Raw genomic sequence first — 16,753 nt, forward strand, 5'->3', positions numbered from 1 at the left:
TTTCGTCATATCGCGCTCGTAGACTCGCCCCCAATCAAATCCCAAAGAGGATAACAATCTGATGACGCCCCTGATTTCTCAGGCGCGCGTGCGTAACGCTCACGCCTTCGCGGGAGGTGGCCGATGACGCATGCCGCGCTGCCTATTGAACTGAAAAATCTCAGATGGTCGGTGGATAACCTGACTATTCTGCACGATCTCTCCCTGACCATTCCCGCAGGCGAAATTCTGGCGCTGCTCGGCCCGAGCGGCTGTGGCAAAAGCACGCTGCTGAAACTGCTGGCGGGTTTGTTGCAGCCTACCGCCGGCGAACTGTGGATTGGCCAACGCTGCGTGGCCTCACCGCGCCACTGTGATGCGCCGGAAAAACGAAACCTTGGCATGGTGTTTCAGGATTACGCGCTGTGGCCGCACATGTCGGTGGCGCAAAACGTCGCCTTTCCGCTGCGCATGCGCGGCATGAAAAAAGCCGCCGCGCGGCAACAGGCCGATGCCGCACTGGCGCAGGTGGGCCTTGAGGATTTTGGCGATCGCAAACCGGCGCTGCTTTCAGGCGGCCAGCAGCAGCGCGTGGCGCTGGCGCGCGCGCTGGTGGCCAAACCGGCCATTCTGCTGTTCGACGAACCGCTCTCCAACCTCGACCGCGACCTGCGTGAAACTCTGGTTCACACCATGGCGGATTTGCTGCGCACGGCGCGCATCACCGCTGTTTACGTTACGCACGATCGCGACGAAGCCAACACGCTGGCCGACCGCATCATTCACCTGGCGCAGGGCCAGATTGTTTCCGTTACTCACCTCTCAGGGGACTGCAATGCCATCTCTCAAGTCAGTTAAAACTGGAGCCATCAGCGCGATGATGTTGACTTCCGCCATCATGATCAACGACGCCCAGGCGCTGACGGTATACACCGCCGGTCCGGGTTCGCTGTCGAAAAGTCTTGCCGCCGGATTTGAAAAACAGACCGGCATCAAAGTGAATATTTTCCAGGCCACCACCGGCAAAGTGATGGCGCGTCTGGAAGCGGAACAGGCCAATCCGCAAGCCGACGTGCTGATCTCGGCTTCGTGGGATACCGCCGAAGATCTGCAACAGCGCGGCTGGCTGCTGCCGTTCAACAGCGCCAACGCGGCGAAGGTGCCGGATCAGTTCAAAACCGCCAACTATGTCGCGCAAGGCATTTCCGCGCTCGGCATCGTGTGGAATACGCAAAGCAACACGCCAGAGCCGAAAACCTGGCAGGATCTCACCGCGCCCGCCTTCAAAGATAACGTCACCACGCCGGATCCGGCGCTGTCTGGCGCGTCACTCGATCTGCTGATTGGCCTGCAAAACAGCGAAGGCGAAAAAGCCTGGCAGCTGTTTGACCAGCTGAAAGCCAACGGCATGGTGATGAGCGGCCCCAACGCGCAGGCGGTGACGCCGGTGCTGCAAGGCGCGAAAGCGGCGGTGTTTGGCGCGGTCGATTACGTCACCTATAACAACATCGCGCAGGGCGAGAGCGTGAAGGTGATCTTCCCGGAAAACGGTACCGTGGTCGCACCGCGTCCGATGATGATCCTGAAAAGCAGCCAGCACCCAGACGATGCGAAGAAATTCGTTGATTACGTGCTGTCAGATGAAGGTCAGGAGCAAGTGGCGAAAGCCTGGCTGATGCCGGCGCGTACCGATATCAAAGCGCAACGTCCGCTTTTTACTGAGATCAAGTTATTGCCGACTAATCAGGATGGCAGCAGCGAACGTTCGGCGGTGCTAAAGCGCTTTGGCGCCCTGTTCGGACAATAAGCGATGTCGCGTGCCCTGAATGGCGTGATTCTGCTGGCGTTATTGCTGCTGGTGGCGCTGCCGCTGCTGTTTATCGTGCTGCAAGCGTTATTTCCCTACTTCGGCGAAGGCAGTTGGCGCGGCGCGTTTAGTGCTTTTCCGGCGCTGCTAGACGATCCGCAACTGGCAGCGATGTGGCTGGGCACGCTGAAAATCGGCGGCGGCGTGGCGCTGTGCAGTTTGCTGCTGGGCTTGCCGCTCGGCGCACTGCGCGGCCTGTTCCGCTTGCCGGGCGCGGCGCTGTGGGATCTGCTGTTTCTGATCCCCTTTTTGACGCCGCCCTACATTGTGGCGCTGTCATGGACGCTGGCGCTGCAACGCAACGGATATATCGAACAACTCACCGGCATCAACTTCGACAGCCTGCTGTTTAGCAGCAGCGGCATGATTGGCGTGATGACGCTGAACATCTTCCCGGTGGTCTATTTCGCGGTGTCGCGTTCGCTGCTGGCCAGCGGGCAACGTCTCGCCTGGGTGGCGCGCGTGCATGGCGCATCGGCGTGGCGCGGCTTCTGGCACATCACCTTGCCGCTCACCTTACCGGCATTGGCGGGCGGCGTGCTGCTGGCGTTTACGCTGGCGATTGAGGAGTACGGCGTGCCTGCGGCGCTCGGTGCGCAGGCGAAGTTGACGCTGATGACCGTCGGTATTGAAACCAAACTCGCCGACTGGCCGATCGATCTGCCTGGCGCGGCGTCGCTGTCACTGATGCTGAGCCTGATGGCGCTCACGGCGTGGCTGCTGCAGCGCAAACTGACCGGCAGCAGCGATGTGACGGCGGTTGGTGGCAAACCGGTGAGTCAGGAACTGGCGCATGCGGGACGCTTACAAATCTTAATGCTGCTGCCGTTTGCTGTCACCGTGCTGCTGGCGGTGGTGCTGCCGCTCGGCGCGATGACCCTGAGCGGCTTACTGAATACGCTCTCCGGCGGATTACATCTGAGTAATCTGACGCTACGCCACTTCGGCGCGCTGTTCAGCCAGCAAGGCGATGCGCTGGCGGCCTTCTCCACCAGCATTGGCCTGGCGCTCGGCGCGGCGCTGCTGACCGGCGCGCTGGGTTTTCTGATCGCCTGGCGCGTATCAGAAGGGAAAACCCGTTTGCTGGCAATGATGGATGGCCTGGCGCTGCTGCCTGCGGCGATGCCCGGCGTGGTGGTGGGCGTGGGGTTGATTCTGCTGTGGAACCGCGGTTTCTGGCCGGTTTCGCCCTACAACACGATGTTTATTCTGCTGCTGTCGTACAGCTGTTTGCTGCTGCCGTGGCCGGTGCGTTATGTCAGTAGCGCGCTGCGCCAGCTGGCACCCACGCTGCAACCGGCGGCGCGCGTGCACGGCGCATCACGTGTGCAGGCGCTGCGTCTGATTGTGCTGCCGCTAGTCGCGCCCAGCTTGCTGGCGGCGATGATGATGGTGTTTGCCGTAGCGTCGCGCGAGCTGGTGACATCGCTGCTGCTGGCTCCGGCAGGCACGCAAACCGTGGCGATCTTTATCTGGCGTCAGTTCGAACAGGGCTCGGTGGGACAAGGTATGGCGATGGCCACGCTGACGCTTTGCGCCAGTTTGAGTTTGATGTTGGCGGCCACGGTGCTGATGCGGCGTCATGAAAAATAGTCATACATACCGTAGCGGCGTGATTCATCACGCATAAATAGGACCTTGATGATTAAAATTATTTAAGCTGTGATTGTGGGTTTAACTGTCATCTTATCCACATTTTTTAAAACCCATGTCCGTGCGGCATTGACCTTACACTTTAAATGGGTAAATTGTAGTTTCGACTAGGGATGATTTCTAACCGTAAGGAAACGGCATGTATCACAGTGATTTGATACTCAAGGGCATCAAAGCCGATGAGTTGATGGCGTCACAGCTTGAAAAAGCTCTTATAGGTGTAAAAGACCAGGTACTTCAGCAAGCCAGTAAAATTGGCGACGGAGCAACACGCTTGGTGTATTACACATCTTGCTTCACCGATAACTATCAAGATGTATGTGCAAAGCTAAAAGAAGAAGACTTGCGCTTCCTGGATGGCATTGCCGAAGTGGTCAAAAGACGTGACATTATCTATAGGCTGGTTCACATCTATTTTGAAGAAATTTTCAGATTCAAAACACGCGAACAACTTTCAGCAATCAATTCCGGTTTATTAAAAGCAGGCGTGATCATCTCCTCTAACACACTAAACAATCAGACTTTTATCATTGGAATAACAACAGCTGTTTGCCTTGGCATAGGCTTTAACTCATCCATCGTCGCCTGGACAGGAAAGACCGCCGCGCTAACTGTTACCGGGCTAGGGCTATACGGCATCGTACAACAAGCTGCTGATAGTGCTGAAAGGCTTAGGCTGCAAGCGCCGATGTATTATCAAGCCCTGCACATGCAAAGACTCGAAATGATGTATTTCCTCGTCGAGCCGACTTTTATGAAAGCTCAAGCATTTGAGAGTGACATTACCAACGCAATAATTAACATGGTGAAGTAGGCATGCGTAATTTTCTAAAACAATGGTTAAAGGCGCAGGCATCATATTTCTTTTGGGGCTACGTTCCGCTTGTTTTAATTATTACTTTCGGTGTTTTTGCAGTAACGTACTTTCGCCCCTACGCACTTCAGGCCATAGGGGCTTTGATAATCATTACCTTTGCGTTTGTTGTCTGGTTTAACCGCCCTCGTTAAAATTAAAAGGAACTTAACTATGTCAACTCCAGCTCATTTATGGCTAACAGATGAAAACGGATCCCCTATCACGGGTGGATGCCTGATGCCTACACGACTCGGCTCAATTGAAATGCGCACTCTAACGCATAACATATCGGTTCCAGCCGACAGACATACCGGAAAGTTAACAGCAGCAAGAATCCATGCCCCAATAGTTTTCCAGAAAGAATTTGACCAGACGACGCCATTATTATTTCGCGCGCTGTGTCAGGGCAGAATACTTAAATCAGCCACGATAAAAATGTATAGAATTAATGAGGCAGGAATTGAAACAGAATACTTTAACATTGTTCTTGAAAACGTAAAAATAACCAGCATTACTCCATCACTCGTACCAGCAGGCATAGCAAGCACACATATGGAAAATGTCGAGATTCGTTATGAAACTATTATGTGGAAATACGTCGATGGAAATATTCAGTTTAAAGATGGTTGGAATGAACGAATGATCGCTTAATTAAATAGTTAACACCTTACCTTGCTCGCTGTTTGTCTGTGCCGATGTTTAAATAAGTATTGATGTCGGCACGGTAAGCCGAGGTGTGAAAATTTCACAGCTACCGCTTGACGTTCATGCAGGTAGCTACGGATGTTGCGTGTTGTAAAAATTTCTCTTTATCTTAAAAAACAGATGGTTAATTTTCATCAACTACACTCTCCTGAGAAATTTTGTCTCAGGAGAGAGAATGAATAACCTGCTTCAGGAAAAAATTGGCCAGAACATCCTGGTAAAACTGGCGATGCTGGTGATTATTCTGGCGGGCATTCGCGCCGCCTCGGACATTCTGGTGCCCTTCTTACTCGCCAGCTTTTTAGCTATTGTGCTCAATCCACTGGTCACGATGCTGATGCGGCGCGGCGTCAAACGTGGCCTGGCGATTACGCTGGTGATCACCGTGATTTTTATCGTCGTACTGTTACTCATTGCTGTACTCGCCAGCTCGGCCAGTGACTTCAGCGATACCTATCCGCAAATCCGCGCCATGCTGGAGCAGAAACTGGCGGTGGTGCAACATTTTGCCGCGCGTTTTCATATCAACATCTCTACCGAAGCGCTGGCTGCGCGCCTCGATCCCAACGTGGTGATGGACATGGCAACATCGGTGCTAAAACAGCTGTCCGGCGCGATGACCAACGTCCTGCTGCTGATCCTCACCGTGGTGTTTATGCTGTTTGAAGTGCGTCATCTGCCGTACAAGATGCGCAATGCGATGGTTAATCCACAAATCCGCATCGCCGGTCTGCACCGCGCGCTGAAAGGTGTGACGCACTATCTGGCACTGAAAACCCTGGTGAGTTTGATTACCGGCGTGGCCGTTTGGCTGTCGCTGCTGCTGCTCGGCGTGAAGTTCGCGCTGTTCTGGGGCGTGGTGGCGTTCATCCTTAATTTCATCCCCAACATTGGCCCGATCATCGCCGGTATTCCGCCATTTATTCAGGCGCTGGTGTTAAATGATATTTATGACGCCATGCTGGTGGCGGCGCTGTTCAGCGCGATTCATATGGTGTTCGGCAACATGCTGGAGCCAAGATTGATGGGGCGCGGGCTGGGACTCTCGACGCTAGTGGTGTTTCTGTCGTTGATTTTCTGGGGCTGGCTGCTGGGTCCGGTCGGCATGTTGCTGTCGGTGCCGCTCACCAGCGTGACCAAGATTTTGATGGAAACCACGCCGGGCGGAAGCCGATTGGCGATTATGTTGGGTAATGGACGGCCGGGCAAACGGGCGCGTTAAGGCTCTTTCACTCAAGGTCGCGCAATAAATTGCGTCGCTACAGATTCAGTGCATGCCGTAGCGGCGTGATTTTACGTTATTGCGTTTGAAACACGCTGTTGTCGGTAATCGCCTGTACATCAACTTTGTTTGGCAGGATATTCAACTCGCTAAACAAGTCCGACACCTTCTGCACCTTTGCCACATCATCCGGCGTCACGCCACGTACACCGTGGGAAATACGCGCAGTAATCTGCTGCGCGTCCGCCGGTTGCAGGCGCGTTAACTGCGCATACACCTCGTTATACTGCTGCGGATGCGCCAGCGCCCACTCGCGCGCTTTGGCCAGACGATGGGTGAAATCGGCAATCGCCGCGCGCTTCGCGGGATCGTCGAGCGAGCTTTGCGTGGCGGTGACAAACGACAGCGCGGTTGTCAGCCCTTTGCCGTCACGCAGCAGACGCGCGCCATGCTTTTCCGCAATACCTAAATAGGGATCGAAGGTTGCCCATGCGGCAATCTGCCCGGAGTTAAACGCCGCGCTGGCGTCGGTTGGCAACACAAAACGCACCGGCACCGTATCACGTGGCACTTTCGCCTCTTCCAACGCCTCATACAGCAAGTGCTGCGAGATACTGCCGCGCGCCGACGAGACAACAACCTGCTTGCCAGCCAAATCTTTCACGCTGTGGATCGGCGAATCGGCAGGGACGATCAGCCCGTTCGAACTGGCGTCACCGACGTTGGTGGCGATGATCTTCAGCGGTACGCCGCCCGACGCCGCCATCAGCACCGGCAAATCGCCAGCGTACGAGGTATCGACCGCACCCGCACGCTGCGCTTCAAACAGCGGCGCCGCGCCCTGGAAATTCGCCCAGCGATAGTGATAAGGCGCGTCTTTCATGACATCTGCCGCTTCGATCAGCGAACGCAGATTGCGTGCCTGATCGCCCAGCACCAGCGTGACTTTACTCAAATCAGGCGCGGCCTGACTGCCAAACGCCGCGCACAGCAGCAGCGCAGAAACTACCGGTTTTAGCCATTTCATCGGGGGAGATTCTCAGAGTGCGTTGCGGTTGAGCTGGCGGATGTAAGCATCCCAGTGCAGCTGATATTTGCGATTACGGATGCTGTTGTCAAACGCCTGCGCGGCTTTCTCGGAAACGGCGTCCGGCAGAATGATCAGATCCGCGCCACCCGATTGTGCCGCCAACTGTGCCTGGCAGGCGCGCTCGAGGTAATAGAGGTTGTAGAAAGCTTCTTCAATGCTGCCGCCGCTGGTCAGCAGGCCGTGATTTCGCAGGATCAGCGCGTTAAGATCGCCGAGATCGGCAACGATGCGCTGCTGCTCGTCGAGATCCAGCGCGATACCTTCGTAATCGTGATAGCCGAGGCGATTATGGAAACGCGTGCTGTGTTGCGAAATCATCAGCATGCCGTTTCGCTGCGCCGAAACGCCAATGCCGGCCGCGGTGTGCGTATGCATCACCGCATGGGCATCTGGCCGCGCGCGGTGAATCGCACTGTGAATAACAAACCCGGCAAGGTTAATTCCCAGCCCGGTTGGGTCGTCAATAATATTGCCGTCGATGTCGATTTTAACCAGCGTTTCCGCCTGGATTTCATCGAAGGTTTGCCCGAAAGCGTTGATAAGAAAGTGCGGCTGATCGCCCGGTACGCGCAGGGAAAAATGGGTGTAAATATGGTCGGTCCAGCGTAGCTTCGCCGCCAGATGATAAGCCTGCGCCAGTTTGATGCGCGCCTGCCATTCGCCTTCGCTGATGCGCTGCCGTAATGATGTGACATCCAGGGTTTCCGTGCTCATTTCCGCTCCTCATTTCAGGTCAATGTGCTTACCTAACATCGTGGCATAGCGTTTTTGCCGCTGGGAAATGCCAATAACGGCAAAACAATGTCATTAAACGCAAAGTGAGATTGATCATTGACCTGTATCAGACCGGTTTATTCTTAAATCGCTACCCTACACAGCCCTGTGAAAATGGTATGCTGCTGACGCCGCAAGCGCAGCTTAAACCGACTGAGGATTGTCTGGTGCCACTGAAAAAACGACATCACGATTTTGATTGGGTCTTAATCGTTTGTGCCGGGTTGCTGCCGTTGGTGCTCGGCATCCTTTGTACGGCCATCGAAGCGCGTCACACCGTCAGCCAACAGCAGATTTCAACCGCCAATACCTTGATTACTCAGGCTGAAAAGATGAGTGACAACGCCTGGAATATGATCACTGAGATGCGCCAGTATCAGTACCAGCCTTGTGCCAAAATCGAAGATCAGCTGCAGCGCGCCGGTACGCTCAATCCCTATTTTCGATCCATTGGTATGCTGAAAGGCAATGACATCATTTGCTCGTCCGCCTTTGGCCTGCGACATGGCACCCTGACCGAGATGATGATGCAGCCGCCGCCGATAACCGGCAAAGCCTGGTGGAGCATTTCGGTGCACGGAACGGTTGGCGTGCCGAATCGTCCGGCGGTGGTGTTTATGCGTCAGCTTCCCGATACCAGCGGTTTTTGGGCGGTAATCGACGGCCAATATTTGATGGATTTCATGAACGCCATTGGCGGTTCACGCGGTTACCACATGAGCCTGCAGTTTAGCGGTGGCGCAGTGATCGCCAGCGGACCGGCTGACATGCAGCCAAAGCTGTATATGAAAAGTGAATCTTTTCAGGCCGACTCCAGCCGCTATCCCATCACCGTTAATGTAACCGTTCCGGCTTCTGAGCTGCTCAAAGCCTGGCGTCAGGCGCTGTTCATCTTCCTGCCGATGGCGGCGATTTTCTCGATTTTGCTGATGATCCTCACCGCCAATTGGCTGCGTCGTCGTATTTCCTGGCACGATGAGATTGGTCGCGCTATCCGCGCCCGCCAGTTCTCAGTGCATTATCAGCCGGTATACAGCAATACCTTGCACGCCTGCGCCGGTGTTGAAGCCTTACTGCGCTGGCAACGGCCCAACGGCGTGATGATTCGTCCGGATATCTTTATCAGCGCCGCTGAAGCCGAAGGGATGATTGTGCCGTTGACGCAGCATCTGCTGGAGTTGATGGCCGAAGATATTCAGAGCTGGCAGGTCGAGCCCGGATTTCACCTCGGGCTGAATCTGGCGGCGGAGCATCTGCAGCATGACGATTTCGTGGCCGATATTGAATTGTTTGCTGAGCGCATCAAAGACAAACAGCTGTGCATCACGCTGGAGCTGACCGAACGCAGCCTGATTGAAGAGGGTGAAAAGGTGGCGTGTAAACTGCGTCATTTGCGCGCGCAGGGCATGAAGGTGGCGATTGATGATTTCGGTACCGGCCACTGTTCACTGACCTACCTGCTCACCTTCCCGCTGGACTACCTGAAAATCGATCGCGGCTTTATCAATGCCATTGAAGGCCTCGACGTGGAAACGCCGGTGCTGGATGCGATTATTAATCTGTGCCACAAGCTGGAACTGGATGTGCTGGGCGAAGGCGTCGAGACCGCAACACAATTTGAGTACCTGCGGCAGCGTGGTGTGATATTTATTCAGGGCTACTATTATGCCCGTCCGCTGGATAATGACCGGCTGCGTGCCTGGCTCAGCGAGCAAGGGCACAAGCCACTTCTCGTTGAGGAACATTATGAGCCTGAACTGCATCATTCTTGATGACTACCAGAACGTCGCCCAGTCGCTTGCCGATTGGGCGTCTCTCGCCCCGCTGGTGCACACCACTTTTCTGACTGAACATTTCGCCGACCAGGATGAATTGGTTAAGCGCATCGCGCACGCCGATATTTTGGTAGTTATGCGCGAACGCACGCCGCTCAGCGCCGAGCTGATTGGCCGCTTGCCCAATCTGAAAATGGTAGTCACTTCCGGCATGCGTAATGCCTCTATCGATTTACATGCCTGCGCGGAACGCTATATCGCGGTGTGCGGTACCGCCAGCAGCAGCGCGGCACCGCTGGAACTGACGTGGGGATTGTTGCTGGGATTGGCGCGCCATATCGTGCCGGAGAATCAGGCGCTGCGCAGCAACGGCGCGTGGCAGCACACCGTTGGCATGAGCCTGCAGGGCAAAACGCTGGGATTACTTGGATTGGGTAAAATCGGCGGCGAGATGGCAAAAGTGGCGCAGGCGTTTGGGATGCGCGTGTGTGCGTGGAGCCAGAATTTAACCGCCGAACGTGCCGCCGAGTGTGGCGCAGAACGTTCGGCATCGCTGGCTGCGCTGCTCAGTAGCAGCGATGTGGTGTCCATTCATCTGGTATTGAGCGAGCGCTCACGCCATTTAATTGATGCAGCGGCGCTGACGCAGATGAAGCCCGGCGCGCTGCTGATTAACACATCGCGCGCCGGCATTGTCGATCAACAGGCGATGATCGCCGCGCTGCAATCGGGTCAGTTAGCCGGTGCGGGATTAGATGTGTTTGAACAGGAGCCGCTGCCCGCCGATCATCCGCTGCGTCAGCTGCCGAACGTGCTGGCGACGCCGCATCTCGGCTATGTCGCCGACAGCAATTATCGCACCTACTTCACGCAGGCGGTGGAAGATATTCAGGGATGGTTAACGGGTGCGCCACTGCGCTCGCTGCTCTGAACGGCCTGCGCGCCGTTTTTCCGCAATGCGCAGCGCCACTTCAAGGCTGTCTTCCGCCAGCGCGCCATTCGGCACATCGCGCTGGGCATTGAGACGTTGATTAATGCGCTCCAGCGTCGGCGTTAACTGCCCCACCAACTGCTGATATTCATCAAGCTGCGTGATGGGTTGGTTACATGCGATGCTGGTTTGCGTCAACCGTTGCAGCTGACGCAAGCTCTCGGTCGCCTGGCGGGAGAGTAATCCGTCCTGACGCCAGCTTTTCAGGCGTTGCAGCAGTTCATCGGGTTGTTGCGCCAATAATGCCAGCTTCGCATCGGTTCGTTCGCCACAGTTAATCCACGCCACCGAGCTAATGGAAACGGCAGTCGTACGCTGTGCCGCAGGCACAAGATTGATAAGATTGCTTTCTACACTGTCGCTCATCGACAACCAGGGATTCTTAAAAGACTGGGCGCTTATCCTCGACATGAACACTCCACCAAAGCACGGCGGCAGAGTATTACCCAATGTTTTGGAGCTGGCAAGCAGAGGTTGCCGCCTCGCTTAATGGTAAATTTTTCTTATTTATGTGCGCATCAATCAGGTATGGCAATAAAGCCGCGGCATACCAGAATAATTGATTATTTGATCGCCATTGGGGAGTTGATACATCTGATAATAATCACTGTGGGATTCTCGCGCCGAGGTGAAAAGTATCTGCGCAGCGAGTGGCTCGGGCACCGTATCATCGGCCATCGCCTGCACTTTACGGGTATTCACCAGCATAAAATCGCCCTGACGATGCCAGCTACTGACAGAAACGCGATTTAAGCGATATTGGCGATCCGGCAATGTTACCGTGCCGATTAGCGTTGATGCGCCGCTACCATCCGCTTTAAAACGTGTGCGTACCGTCGCATCCAGCGTACCCGTTGGCTTCCCTTCATTATCAATGCGATAGGGAACATCACACCATTCGGGTACCACAACGGTTGGGCGGACCAACAGCACCCACGCCCAGGGAAGAATGAACGCAATAATAACAACCAATGTGAGTAATGACTTACGCATCAGGTAGCTCCTGATTAGATATCAACCATGAAATACATCCATTATTCTTTTGCTCGATGGGTTGGAGGCAAAGGAAAGCACTGCTGAAGGCACGAATGCGTGAACGGTTGATGTACAGCAACGGCGGGACTGAGCCATCCGGCAGGCGCGGTTTTAACTCGCGGAATCGGCGCATAGCATCCTGAACGACAAAAGAATCGGCAGAAAGTCTTTCATTGATAAAGACCTGCGTCTGCGCTTCCTGACCATAAAATTTAAATTGCATGCCATCATGTTCGGTTGGCGCAAACTCCTGACGGATAATCAGTGCCAGCGCCACATTTAGCAGTAATAATCCCGCCAGCACGCCACGCCACAGCCAGGATTTTTTCTTCACGGCGACCGCTTTCACAGCAGGTTCGGGCTGCACCGTGACCGGCTTTTCAGCTTCAGCAGCAGGCGTAGCGACCTCACTGAAGGATTCGACATCGACCTGCTCGGCCAGCACGCAGCCAATCAGCGGCACCTGATGTACCAATGCACCTGGCGCGTGCGCCTGCTGCGCCAGACGATTGATCTCAGCAATGGTCAACGTTAAGCGATCGGCAAAGGGGATCTCAGAAGGTTCGCGCTGAAACAGCACATGCAATGCCTGATTACGCACCAGCTTGCCTTGGGCATTGAGCACGCGACGTAATACCGCGCTTTGCAGCGGACTTAATGCCACGCGTTGAGCGGGAGAATTGAGTGGATAAAACACCTGTTGGTCGGCATCAAAACAGAGACTTTTGGCAAATAAAACAAAGCGCGCCATATGAAACCTGATTTCCAAAAAAGCAACTCACGCAAGTATATGTAGTTTCGCGAGATGGCGCACGCTTACTGCAAATCGCTGCGTGAAATTGTGGCCTTTTTTCGACGCGTTTTAAGCGCTAACAGGCCACAGCATTAGCTAAAAAATAGCCAGTTAATGGTGAGAACATGACAAATATCACACAAAATCGGTATACTCTGTCGCGGTTGGCAATCATTACTTTCCTAATAATTGCCCGGCAGGGCAGGGAAAAAGCGTTATTTCCCCGCTATGCTTTAATTTTCTCAACGCCGCGGACTGTTGGCATTGTTTGAGTCCGCAGCGTTGAGGATTTTTCGAATTCCAATACAGGGTATCTGCATGAAACTACGTAGGAAGCGTGTAAAACCTATCGGGATTGATGATGTCACCATTATCGATGACTCCCGTTTACGTAAAGCCATTACCGCGGCTTCGCTGGGCAACGCGATGGAATGGTTTGATTTTGGTGTTTATGGCTTTGTGGCTTACGCGCTGGGTAAGGTGTTCTTCCCGGATGCTTCTCCAAGTGTACAGATGATTGCTGCACTGGGTACGTTCTCAGTTCCGTTCCTGATTCGTCCACTCGGTGGTTTGTTCTTCGGCATGTTGGGCGATAAATATGGTCGCCAGAAAATCCTTTCTATTACCATCGTTATCATGTCGATCAGTACCTTCTGTATCGGCTTGATACCGTCCTATGCCTCAATTGGTATTTGGGCACCGATTCTGCTGCTGTTGGCAAAAATGGCGCAGGGCTTCTCGGTCGGCGGTGAATATACCGGTGCATCGATCTTCGTTGCCGAGTACTCGCCTGACCGCAAGCGCGGCTTTATGGGCAGCTGGCTTGATTTCGGCTCCATCGCCGGTTTTGTGCTCGGTGCGGGCGTCGTGGTGCTGATCTCCACCATTATCGGTGAAGAGAAATTCCTCGAGTGGGGCTGGCGTATTCCGTTCTTTATTGCGCTGCCGCTCGGCATTATCGGTTTGTATCTGCGTCATGCCCTGGAAGAAACGCCGGCGTTCCAGCAGCACGTTGACAAGCTGGAACAAGGCGACCGTGAAGGTCTGCGCGACGGCCCGAAAGTGTCGTTTAAAGAGATCGCGACCAAACACTGGAAAAGCCTGTTGGCCTGTATCGGTCTGGTGATTGCCACCAACGTGACCTACTACATGCTGCTGACCTACATGCCGAGTTACCTGTCGCATAACCTGCACTACTCGGAAGATCACGGCGTGTTGATCATCATCGCTATCATGATGGGTATGTTGTTTGTGCAGCCAGTAATGGGCATGCTGAGTGACCGCTTTGGCCGTCGTCCGTTTGTCATCATCGGCAGTATCGCCCTGTTTGCCTTCGCGATTCCGGCCTTTATGCTGATTAACAGTGGCGTGCTGGGTCTGATTTTTGCCGGTCTGTTGCTGATGGCTGTGATCTTAAACGCCTTTACCGGTGTAATGGCATCCTCGCTACCTGCGATGTTCCCAACCCACATTCGCTACAGCGCATTGGCAAGTGCCTTCAATATTTCGGTGCTGATTGCCGGTCTAACGCCGACATTCGCTGCTTATTTAGTGGAAGCCACCAACAATCTGTATATGCCGGCTTACTACCTGATGGTTGTCGCGGTGATTGGTTTGATTACCGGTATCTTCATGAAAGAGACCGCCAACAAGCCGCTGCGCGGTGCCACGCCAGCCGCGTCGGACATGGATGAAGCACGTGAGATCCTGCAGGAGCATCACGACAACATCGAGCAGAAAATCGAAGATATTGATGACGAGATCGCCAAGCTTGAGGCGAAACGTAAAAACCTGGTGCAGCAGCATCCGGACATCAACGAGTAATCTTCCCGACTCCCGCCACCCGGCGGGAGTTTTCGTTTCCGCACACAATCCTTCATGCACAGCCGCGAAAAGGGGTAAACTATTGCCACTTTTTTAACCTGCATAAGTTGTAAAGCATGTCTGAATTTAATCTGATCCAGCGCCCAAGAAGGCTGCGCAAAAGCGCGTCAATGCGCGAAATGTTCCAGGAATCTCACCTCAGCATCAACGATTTGGCACTGCCCATTTTCGTTGAAGAAGGCGTGGACGAGTATGTGCCCATTAACGCCATGCCGGGCGTGGTGCGTATCCCCGAGAAACGTTTAGCTTATGAAATTGAACGTATTGCCAAAGCGGGCATTCGTTCAGTGATGACCTTCGGTATTTCCCACCACACCGACGCCACCGGCAGCGATGCCTGGAATGAAAACGGTTTAGTGGCGCGTATGTCGCGTATCTGCAAAGACACCGTGCCAGAAATGATCGTGATGTCTGATACCTGCTTCTGCGAATACACCAGCCACGGCCATTGCGGCGTGCTGTGCGATCACGGCGTCGATAACGACCAAACGCTGATCAACCTCGGCAAGCAAGCCGTGGTTGCGGCACAAGCCGGCGCAGACTTTATCGCTCCTTCTGCCGCGATGGATGGCCAGGTGAAAGCCATTCGCCAGGCGCTCGACGCCGCCGGCTTCACCGATACCGCCATCATGTCTTATTCGACGAAGTTCGCGTCCTCCTTCTACGGCCCGTTCCGTGAAGCCGCAGGCACCGCGCTGAAAGGCGATCGTAAGACTTACCAGATGAATCCGATGAACCGCCGTGAAGCGCTGCGTGAGTCGCTGCTTGATGAAGCGGAAGGTGCAGATTCTCTGATGGTAAAACCGGCTGGCGCTTACCTCGATATCCTGCGCGATATCCGCGAACGCACCACGCTGCCGCTCGCTGCGTACCAGGTGAGCGGTGAGTACGCGATGATCAAATTCGCCGCGCAGGCGGGTGCCATCGACGAACGTAATGTGGTTCTGGAGAGCCTTGGCGCGATTAAACGTGCCGGCGCGGATCTCATTTTCAGCTATTTTGCCCTTGATCTCGCTGAGCAAAAAGTGCTCTGATTATCGTTACGCCTGGCATCGGACATCGCATACCGTTGCCAGGCGCTTTCAGCCTTTGTGGCTTAAACACCAGTGTTTCTGTAATTCCATAATTAATAAGAGTAACGCGATGAAAGCACCTGCACTGCCTGCGGACGAGTCACATCGTCTGGCCCAGTTACGTGCGCTCAACATTCTGCACACGCCAGCAGAAGAGCGTTTCGACCGTTTAACCCGCCTTGCCCGTCGTTTGTTTGGTGTACCCGTTGCGCTGGTCAGCCTGCTGGAAGAGGACCATCAGTGGTTCAAATCCACTGCGGGTTCAAGCGATACCACCGCACCGCGCAATACCTCTTTCTGTGGCCACGCCGTGCTGCAGGATGATGTGATGGTGGTAGAAAACGCGCTTGATGACGAGCGCTTCTTCGATAATCCACTGGTTAAAAATGCCGATAATCCGGTGCGTTTCTACGCCGGTTGCCCATTGCGCACGCCGGCTGGTGCGAAAGTCGGCACCTTGTGCATTATCGATCATCATGCGCGCCAGTTCGATGCGGATGATATCCATACATTGCGTGATTTAGCCGCAATGGCGGAAGCGGAGCTGGTGGCGTTCCAGACCGCAACATCCGATGAACTGACGCAAATCACCAACCGCCGTGGCTTTATGACGCTCGGCCAGCTGGCGCTGAATGAGTGCCAGCTGAAGCAGTTACCGGCCAGCCTGACTTTCCTCGATCTCGATCGCTTTAAAGCCATTAACGATACGCTCGGTCATCGCGAAGGCGACCGCGCATTAATGGACTTTGCCAACGCCATGAAGGTGAGTTTCCGCCATGCGGATATCTTTGCCCGTTTGGGCGGCGACGAATTTGTGGTGCTGTTTAATGGCTTGCAGCAAGCCGATACCGAAGGTGTGTTGGCGCGCTTTGATGGTTTCCTGCAACAGCAAACCCAGAATCTGGAGCGCCGCTACGCTTTGCACTTCTCATCGGGCATTGTTGAGTTCGATCCCGATCATCCGCAGTCGCTGGAACAGCTGCTGGAAGGTAGCGACGAACGGATGTACGCCGCTAAGAACGGGAAAAAGAAGTTGAGTTGATTGTGGGTCGCCAT

At 54.5% G+C, this 16,753-nt stretch carries 16 protein-coding genes; 11 read left to right on the forward strand and 5 right to left on the reverse strand.

The window, feature by feature from the left end; translation table 11 throughout:
• Positions 1-123: 123 nt before the first annotated feature.
• The 6 genes from DEU53_RS15470 (at position 124) to DEU53_RS15500 (ending at position 6,282) form a co-directional block, all read left to right on the forward strand.
• Positions 124-837 (forward strand): ABC transporter ATP-binding protein, encoded by a 714-nt coding sequence (locus DEU53_RS15470; RefSeq protein WP_110867642.1) that lies wholly within the window; start codon positions 124-126, stop codon positions 835-837.
• Positions 815-1,786, forward strand: a complete 972-nt coding sequence (locus DEU53_RS15475; protein WP_199559723.1) for an ABC transporter substrate-binding protein — start codon at positions 815-817, stop codon at positions 1,784-1,786. Before DEU53_RS15470 ends, DEU53_RS15475 begins: the two co-directional genes overlap by 23 nt.
• A gap of 3 nt (positions 1,787-1,789) precedes the next feature.
• Positions 1,790-3,439 carry an iron ABC transporter permease gene (locus DEU53_RS15480; RefSeq protein ID WP_110867644.1) on the forward strand — a complete coding sequence of 550 codons (1,650 nt, stop codon included), beginning with the start codon at positions 1,790-1,792 and terminating at the stop codon, positions 3,437-3,439.
• A gap of 199 nt (positions 3,440-3,638) precedes the next feature.
• A complete protein-coding gene (locus DEU53_RS15485) occupies positions 3,639-4,313 on the forward strand; it encodes a hypothetical protein (RefSeq protein WP_110867645.1) in 675 nt (224 codons plus the stop codon).
• Positions 4,314-4,526: 213 nt separating this feature from the next.
• Positions 4,527-5,006, forward strand: a complete 480-nt coding sequence (locus DEU53_RS15495; protein ID WP_110867647.1) for a type VI secretion system tube protein TssD — start codon at positions 4,527-4,529, stop codon at positions 5,004-5,006.
• Positions 5,007-5,235: 229 nt separating this feature from the next.
• Positions 5,236-6,282, forward strand: coding sequence for an AI-2E family transporter (locus tag DEU53_RS15500; RefSeq protein ID WP_101762704.1), 1,047 nt, complete (start codon positions 5,236-5,238; stop codon positions 6,280-6,282).
• Between the two features lie 76 nt (positions 6,283-6,358).
• On the opposite strand, the gene DEU53_RS15505 is transcribed toward DEU53_RS15500, so the two are convergent.
• On the reverse strand, positions 6,359-7,309 hold the full coding sequence (locus DEU53_RS15505) for an ABC transporter substrate-binding protein (RefSeq protein WP_110867648.1): 951 nt from the start codon (positions 7,307-7,309) through the stop codon (positions 6,359-6,361).
• Between the two features lie 12 nt (positions 7,310-7,321).
• Positions 7,322-8,086, reverse strand: coding sequence for a class II aldolase/adducin family protein (locus DEU53_RS15510; RefSeq protein WP_110867649.1), 765 nt, complete (start codon positions 8,084-8,086; stop codon positions 7,322-7,324).
• A gap of 227 nt (positions 8,087-8,313) precedes the next feature.
• Between DEU53_RS15510 and DEU53_RS15515 the strand changes: the two genes are divergently transcribed.
• Both DEU53_RS15515 and DEU53_RS15520 read left to right on the forward strand, forming a co-directional pair.
• Entirely contained in the window at positions 8,314-9,918 is a 1,605-nt protein-coding gene (locus tag DEU53_RS15515) for an EAL domain-containing protein (protein ID WP_110867723.1), read from the forward strand.
• On the forward strand, positions 9,893-10,852 hold the full coding sequence (locus tag DEU53_RS15520) for a D-2-hydroxyacid dehydrogenase family protein (protein ID WP_101762707.1): 960 nt from the start codon (positions 9,893-9,895) through the stop codon (positions 10,850-10,852). Before DEU53_RS15515 ends, DEU53_RS15520 begins: the two co-directional genes overlap by 26 nt.
• On the opposite strand, the gene DEU53_RS15525 is transcribed toward DEU53_RS15520, so the two are convergent.
• The 3 genes from DEU53_RS15525 to DEU53_RS15535 all read right to left on the reverse strand — a co-directional run bounded on the left by DEU53_RS15525 (position 10,820) and on the right by DEU53_RS15535 (position 12,698).
• Positions 10,820-11,278: a hypothetical protein gene (locus tag DEU53_RS15525; RefSeq protein ID WP_233501791.1), complete on the reverse strand. Its 459-nt coding sequence runs from the start codon at positions 11,276-11,278 to the stop codon at positions 10,820-10,822. The genes DEU53_RS15520 and DEU53_RS15525 overlap by 33 nt on opposite strands.
• Before the next feature lie 156 nt (positions 11,279-11,434).
• The gene (locus tag DEU53_RS15530; protein WP_101762709.1) at positions 11,435-11,905 is read right to left on the reverse strand and encodes a hypothetical protein; all 471 of its coding nucleotides are present in this window, start codon (positions 11,903-11,905) and stop codon (positions 11,435-11,437) included.
• Positions 11,898-12,698 (reverse strand): hypothetical protein, encoded by an 801-nt coding sequence (locus DEU53_RS15535; protein ID WP_110867651.1) that lies wholly within the window; start codon positions 12,696-12,698, stop codon positions 11,898-11,900. Before DEU53_RS15535 ends, DEU53_RS15530 begins: the two co-directional genes overlap by 8 nt.
• 360 nt (positions 12,699-13,058) lie before the next feature.
• On the opposite strand from DEU53_RS15535, the gene proP reads away from it, so the two are divergent.
• From proP to DEU53_RS15550, 3 genes are all read left to right on the forward strand, one after another.
• A complete protein-coding gene (proP, locus tag DEU53_RS15540) occupies positions 13,059-14,564 on the forward strand; it encodes a glycine betaine/L-proline transporter ProP (protein ID WP_101762711.1) in 1,506 nt (501 codons plus the stop codon).
• Positions 14,565-14,680: 116 nt separating this feature from the next.
• A complete protein-coding gene (hemB, locus tag DEU53_RS15545; protein WP_110867652.1) occupies positions 14,681-15,658 on the forward strand; it encodes a porphobilinogen synthase in 978 nt (325 codons plus the stop codon).
• Positions 15,659-15,767: 109 nt separating this feature from the next.
• Positions 15,768-16,739 (forward strand): diguanylate cyclase, encoded by a 972-nt coding sequence (locus DEU53_RS15550; RefSeq protein ID WP_110867653.1) that lies wholly within the window; start codon positions 15,768-15,770, stop codon positions 16,737-16,739.
• Positions 16,740-16,753: the final 14 nt, after the last annotated feature.

It is taken from the genome of Pantoea sp. AG1095, assembly GCF_003208415.1.
In the GTDB taxonomy this organism is placed as follows: Bacteria; Pseudomonadota; Gammaproteobacteria; order Enterobacterales; family Enterobacteriaceae; genus Pantoea; species Pantoea leporis.

Bases quoted from the DNA above. Each gene is read 5' to 3' on its own strand.
- DEU53_RS15500 (WP_101762704.1), top strand. From the start codon at position 5,236: ATGAATAACCTGCTTCAGGAAAAAATTGGCCAGAACATCCTGGTAAAA.
- DEU53_RS15510 (WP_110867649.1), bottom strand. From the start codon at position 8,086: ATGAGCACGGAAACCCTGGATGTCACATCATTACGGCAGCGCATCAGC.
- DEU53_RS15495 (WP_110867647.1), top strand. From the start codon at position 4,527: ATGTCAACTCCAGCTCATTTATGGCTAACAGATGAAAACGGATCCCCT.
- DEU53_RS15480 (WP_110867644.1), top strand. From the start codon at position 1,790: ATGTCGCGTGCCCTGAATGGCGTGATTCTGCTGGCGTTATTGCTGCTG.
- hemB (WP_110867652.1), top strand. From the start codon at position 14,681: ATGTCTGAATTTAATCTGATCCAGCGCCCAAGAAGGCTGCGCAAAAGC.
- DEU53_RS15470 (WP_110867642.1), top strand. From the start codon at position 124: ATGACGCATGCCGCGCTGCCTATTGAACTGAAAAATCTCAGATGGTCG.
- DEU53_RS15525 (WP_233501791.1), bottom strand. From the start codon at position 11,278: ATGAGCGACAGTGTAGAAAGCAATCTTATCAATCTTGTGCCTGCGGCA.
- proP (WP_101762711.1), top strand. From the start codon at position 13,059: ATGAAACTACGTAGGAAGCGTGTAAAACCTATCGGGATTGATGATGTC.
- DEU53_RS15485 (WP_110867645.1), top strand. From the start codon at position 3,639: ATGTATCACAGTGATTTGATACTCAAGGGCATCAAAGCCGATGAGTTG.
- DEU53_RS15505 (WP_110867648.1), bottom strand. From the start codon at position 7,309: ATGAAATGGCTAAAACCGGTAGTTTCTGCGCTGCTGCTGTGCGCGGCG.
- DEU53_RS15550 (WP_110867653.1), top strand. From the start codon at position 15,768: ATGAAAGCACCTGCACTGCCTGCGGACGAGTCACATCGTCTGGCCCAG.
- DEU53_RS15535 (WP_110867651.1), bottom strand. From the start codon at position 12,698: ATGGCGCGCTTTGTTTTATTTGCCAAAAGTCTCTGTTTTGATGCCGAC.
- DEU53_RS15475 (WP_199559723.1), top strand. From the start codon at position 815: ATGCCATCTCTCAAGTCAGTTAAAACTGGAGCCATCAGCGCGATGATG.
- DEU53_RS15530 (WP_101762709.1), bottom strand. From the start codon at position 11,905: ATGCGTAAGTCATTACTCACATTGGTTGTTATTATTGCGTTCATTCTT.
- DEU53_RS15520 (WP_101762707.1), top strand. From the start codon at position 9,893: ATGAGCCTGAACTGCATCATTCTTGATGACTACCAGAACGTCGCCCAG.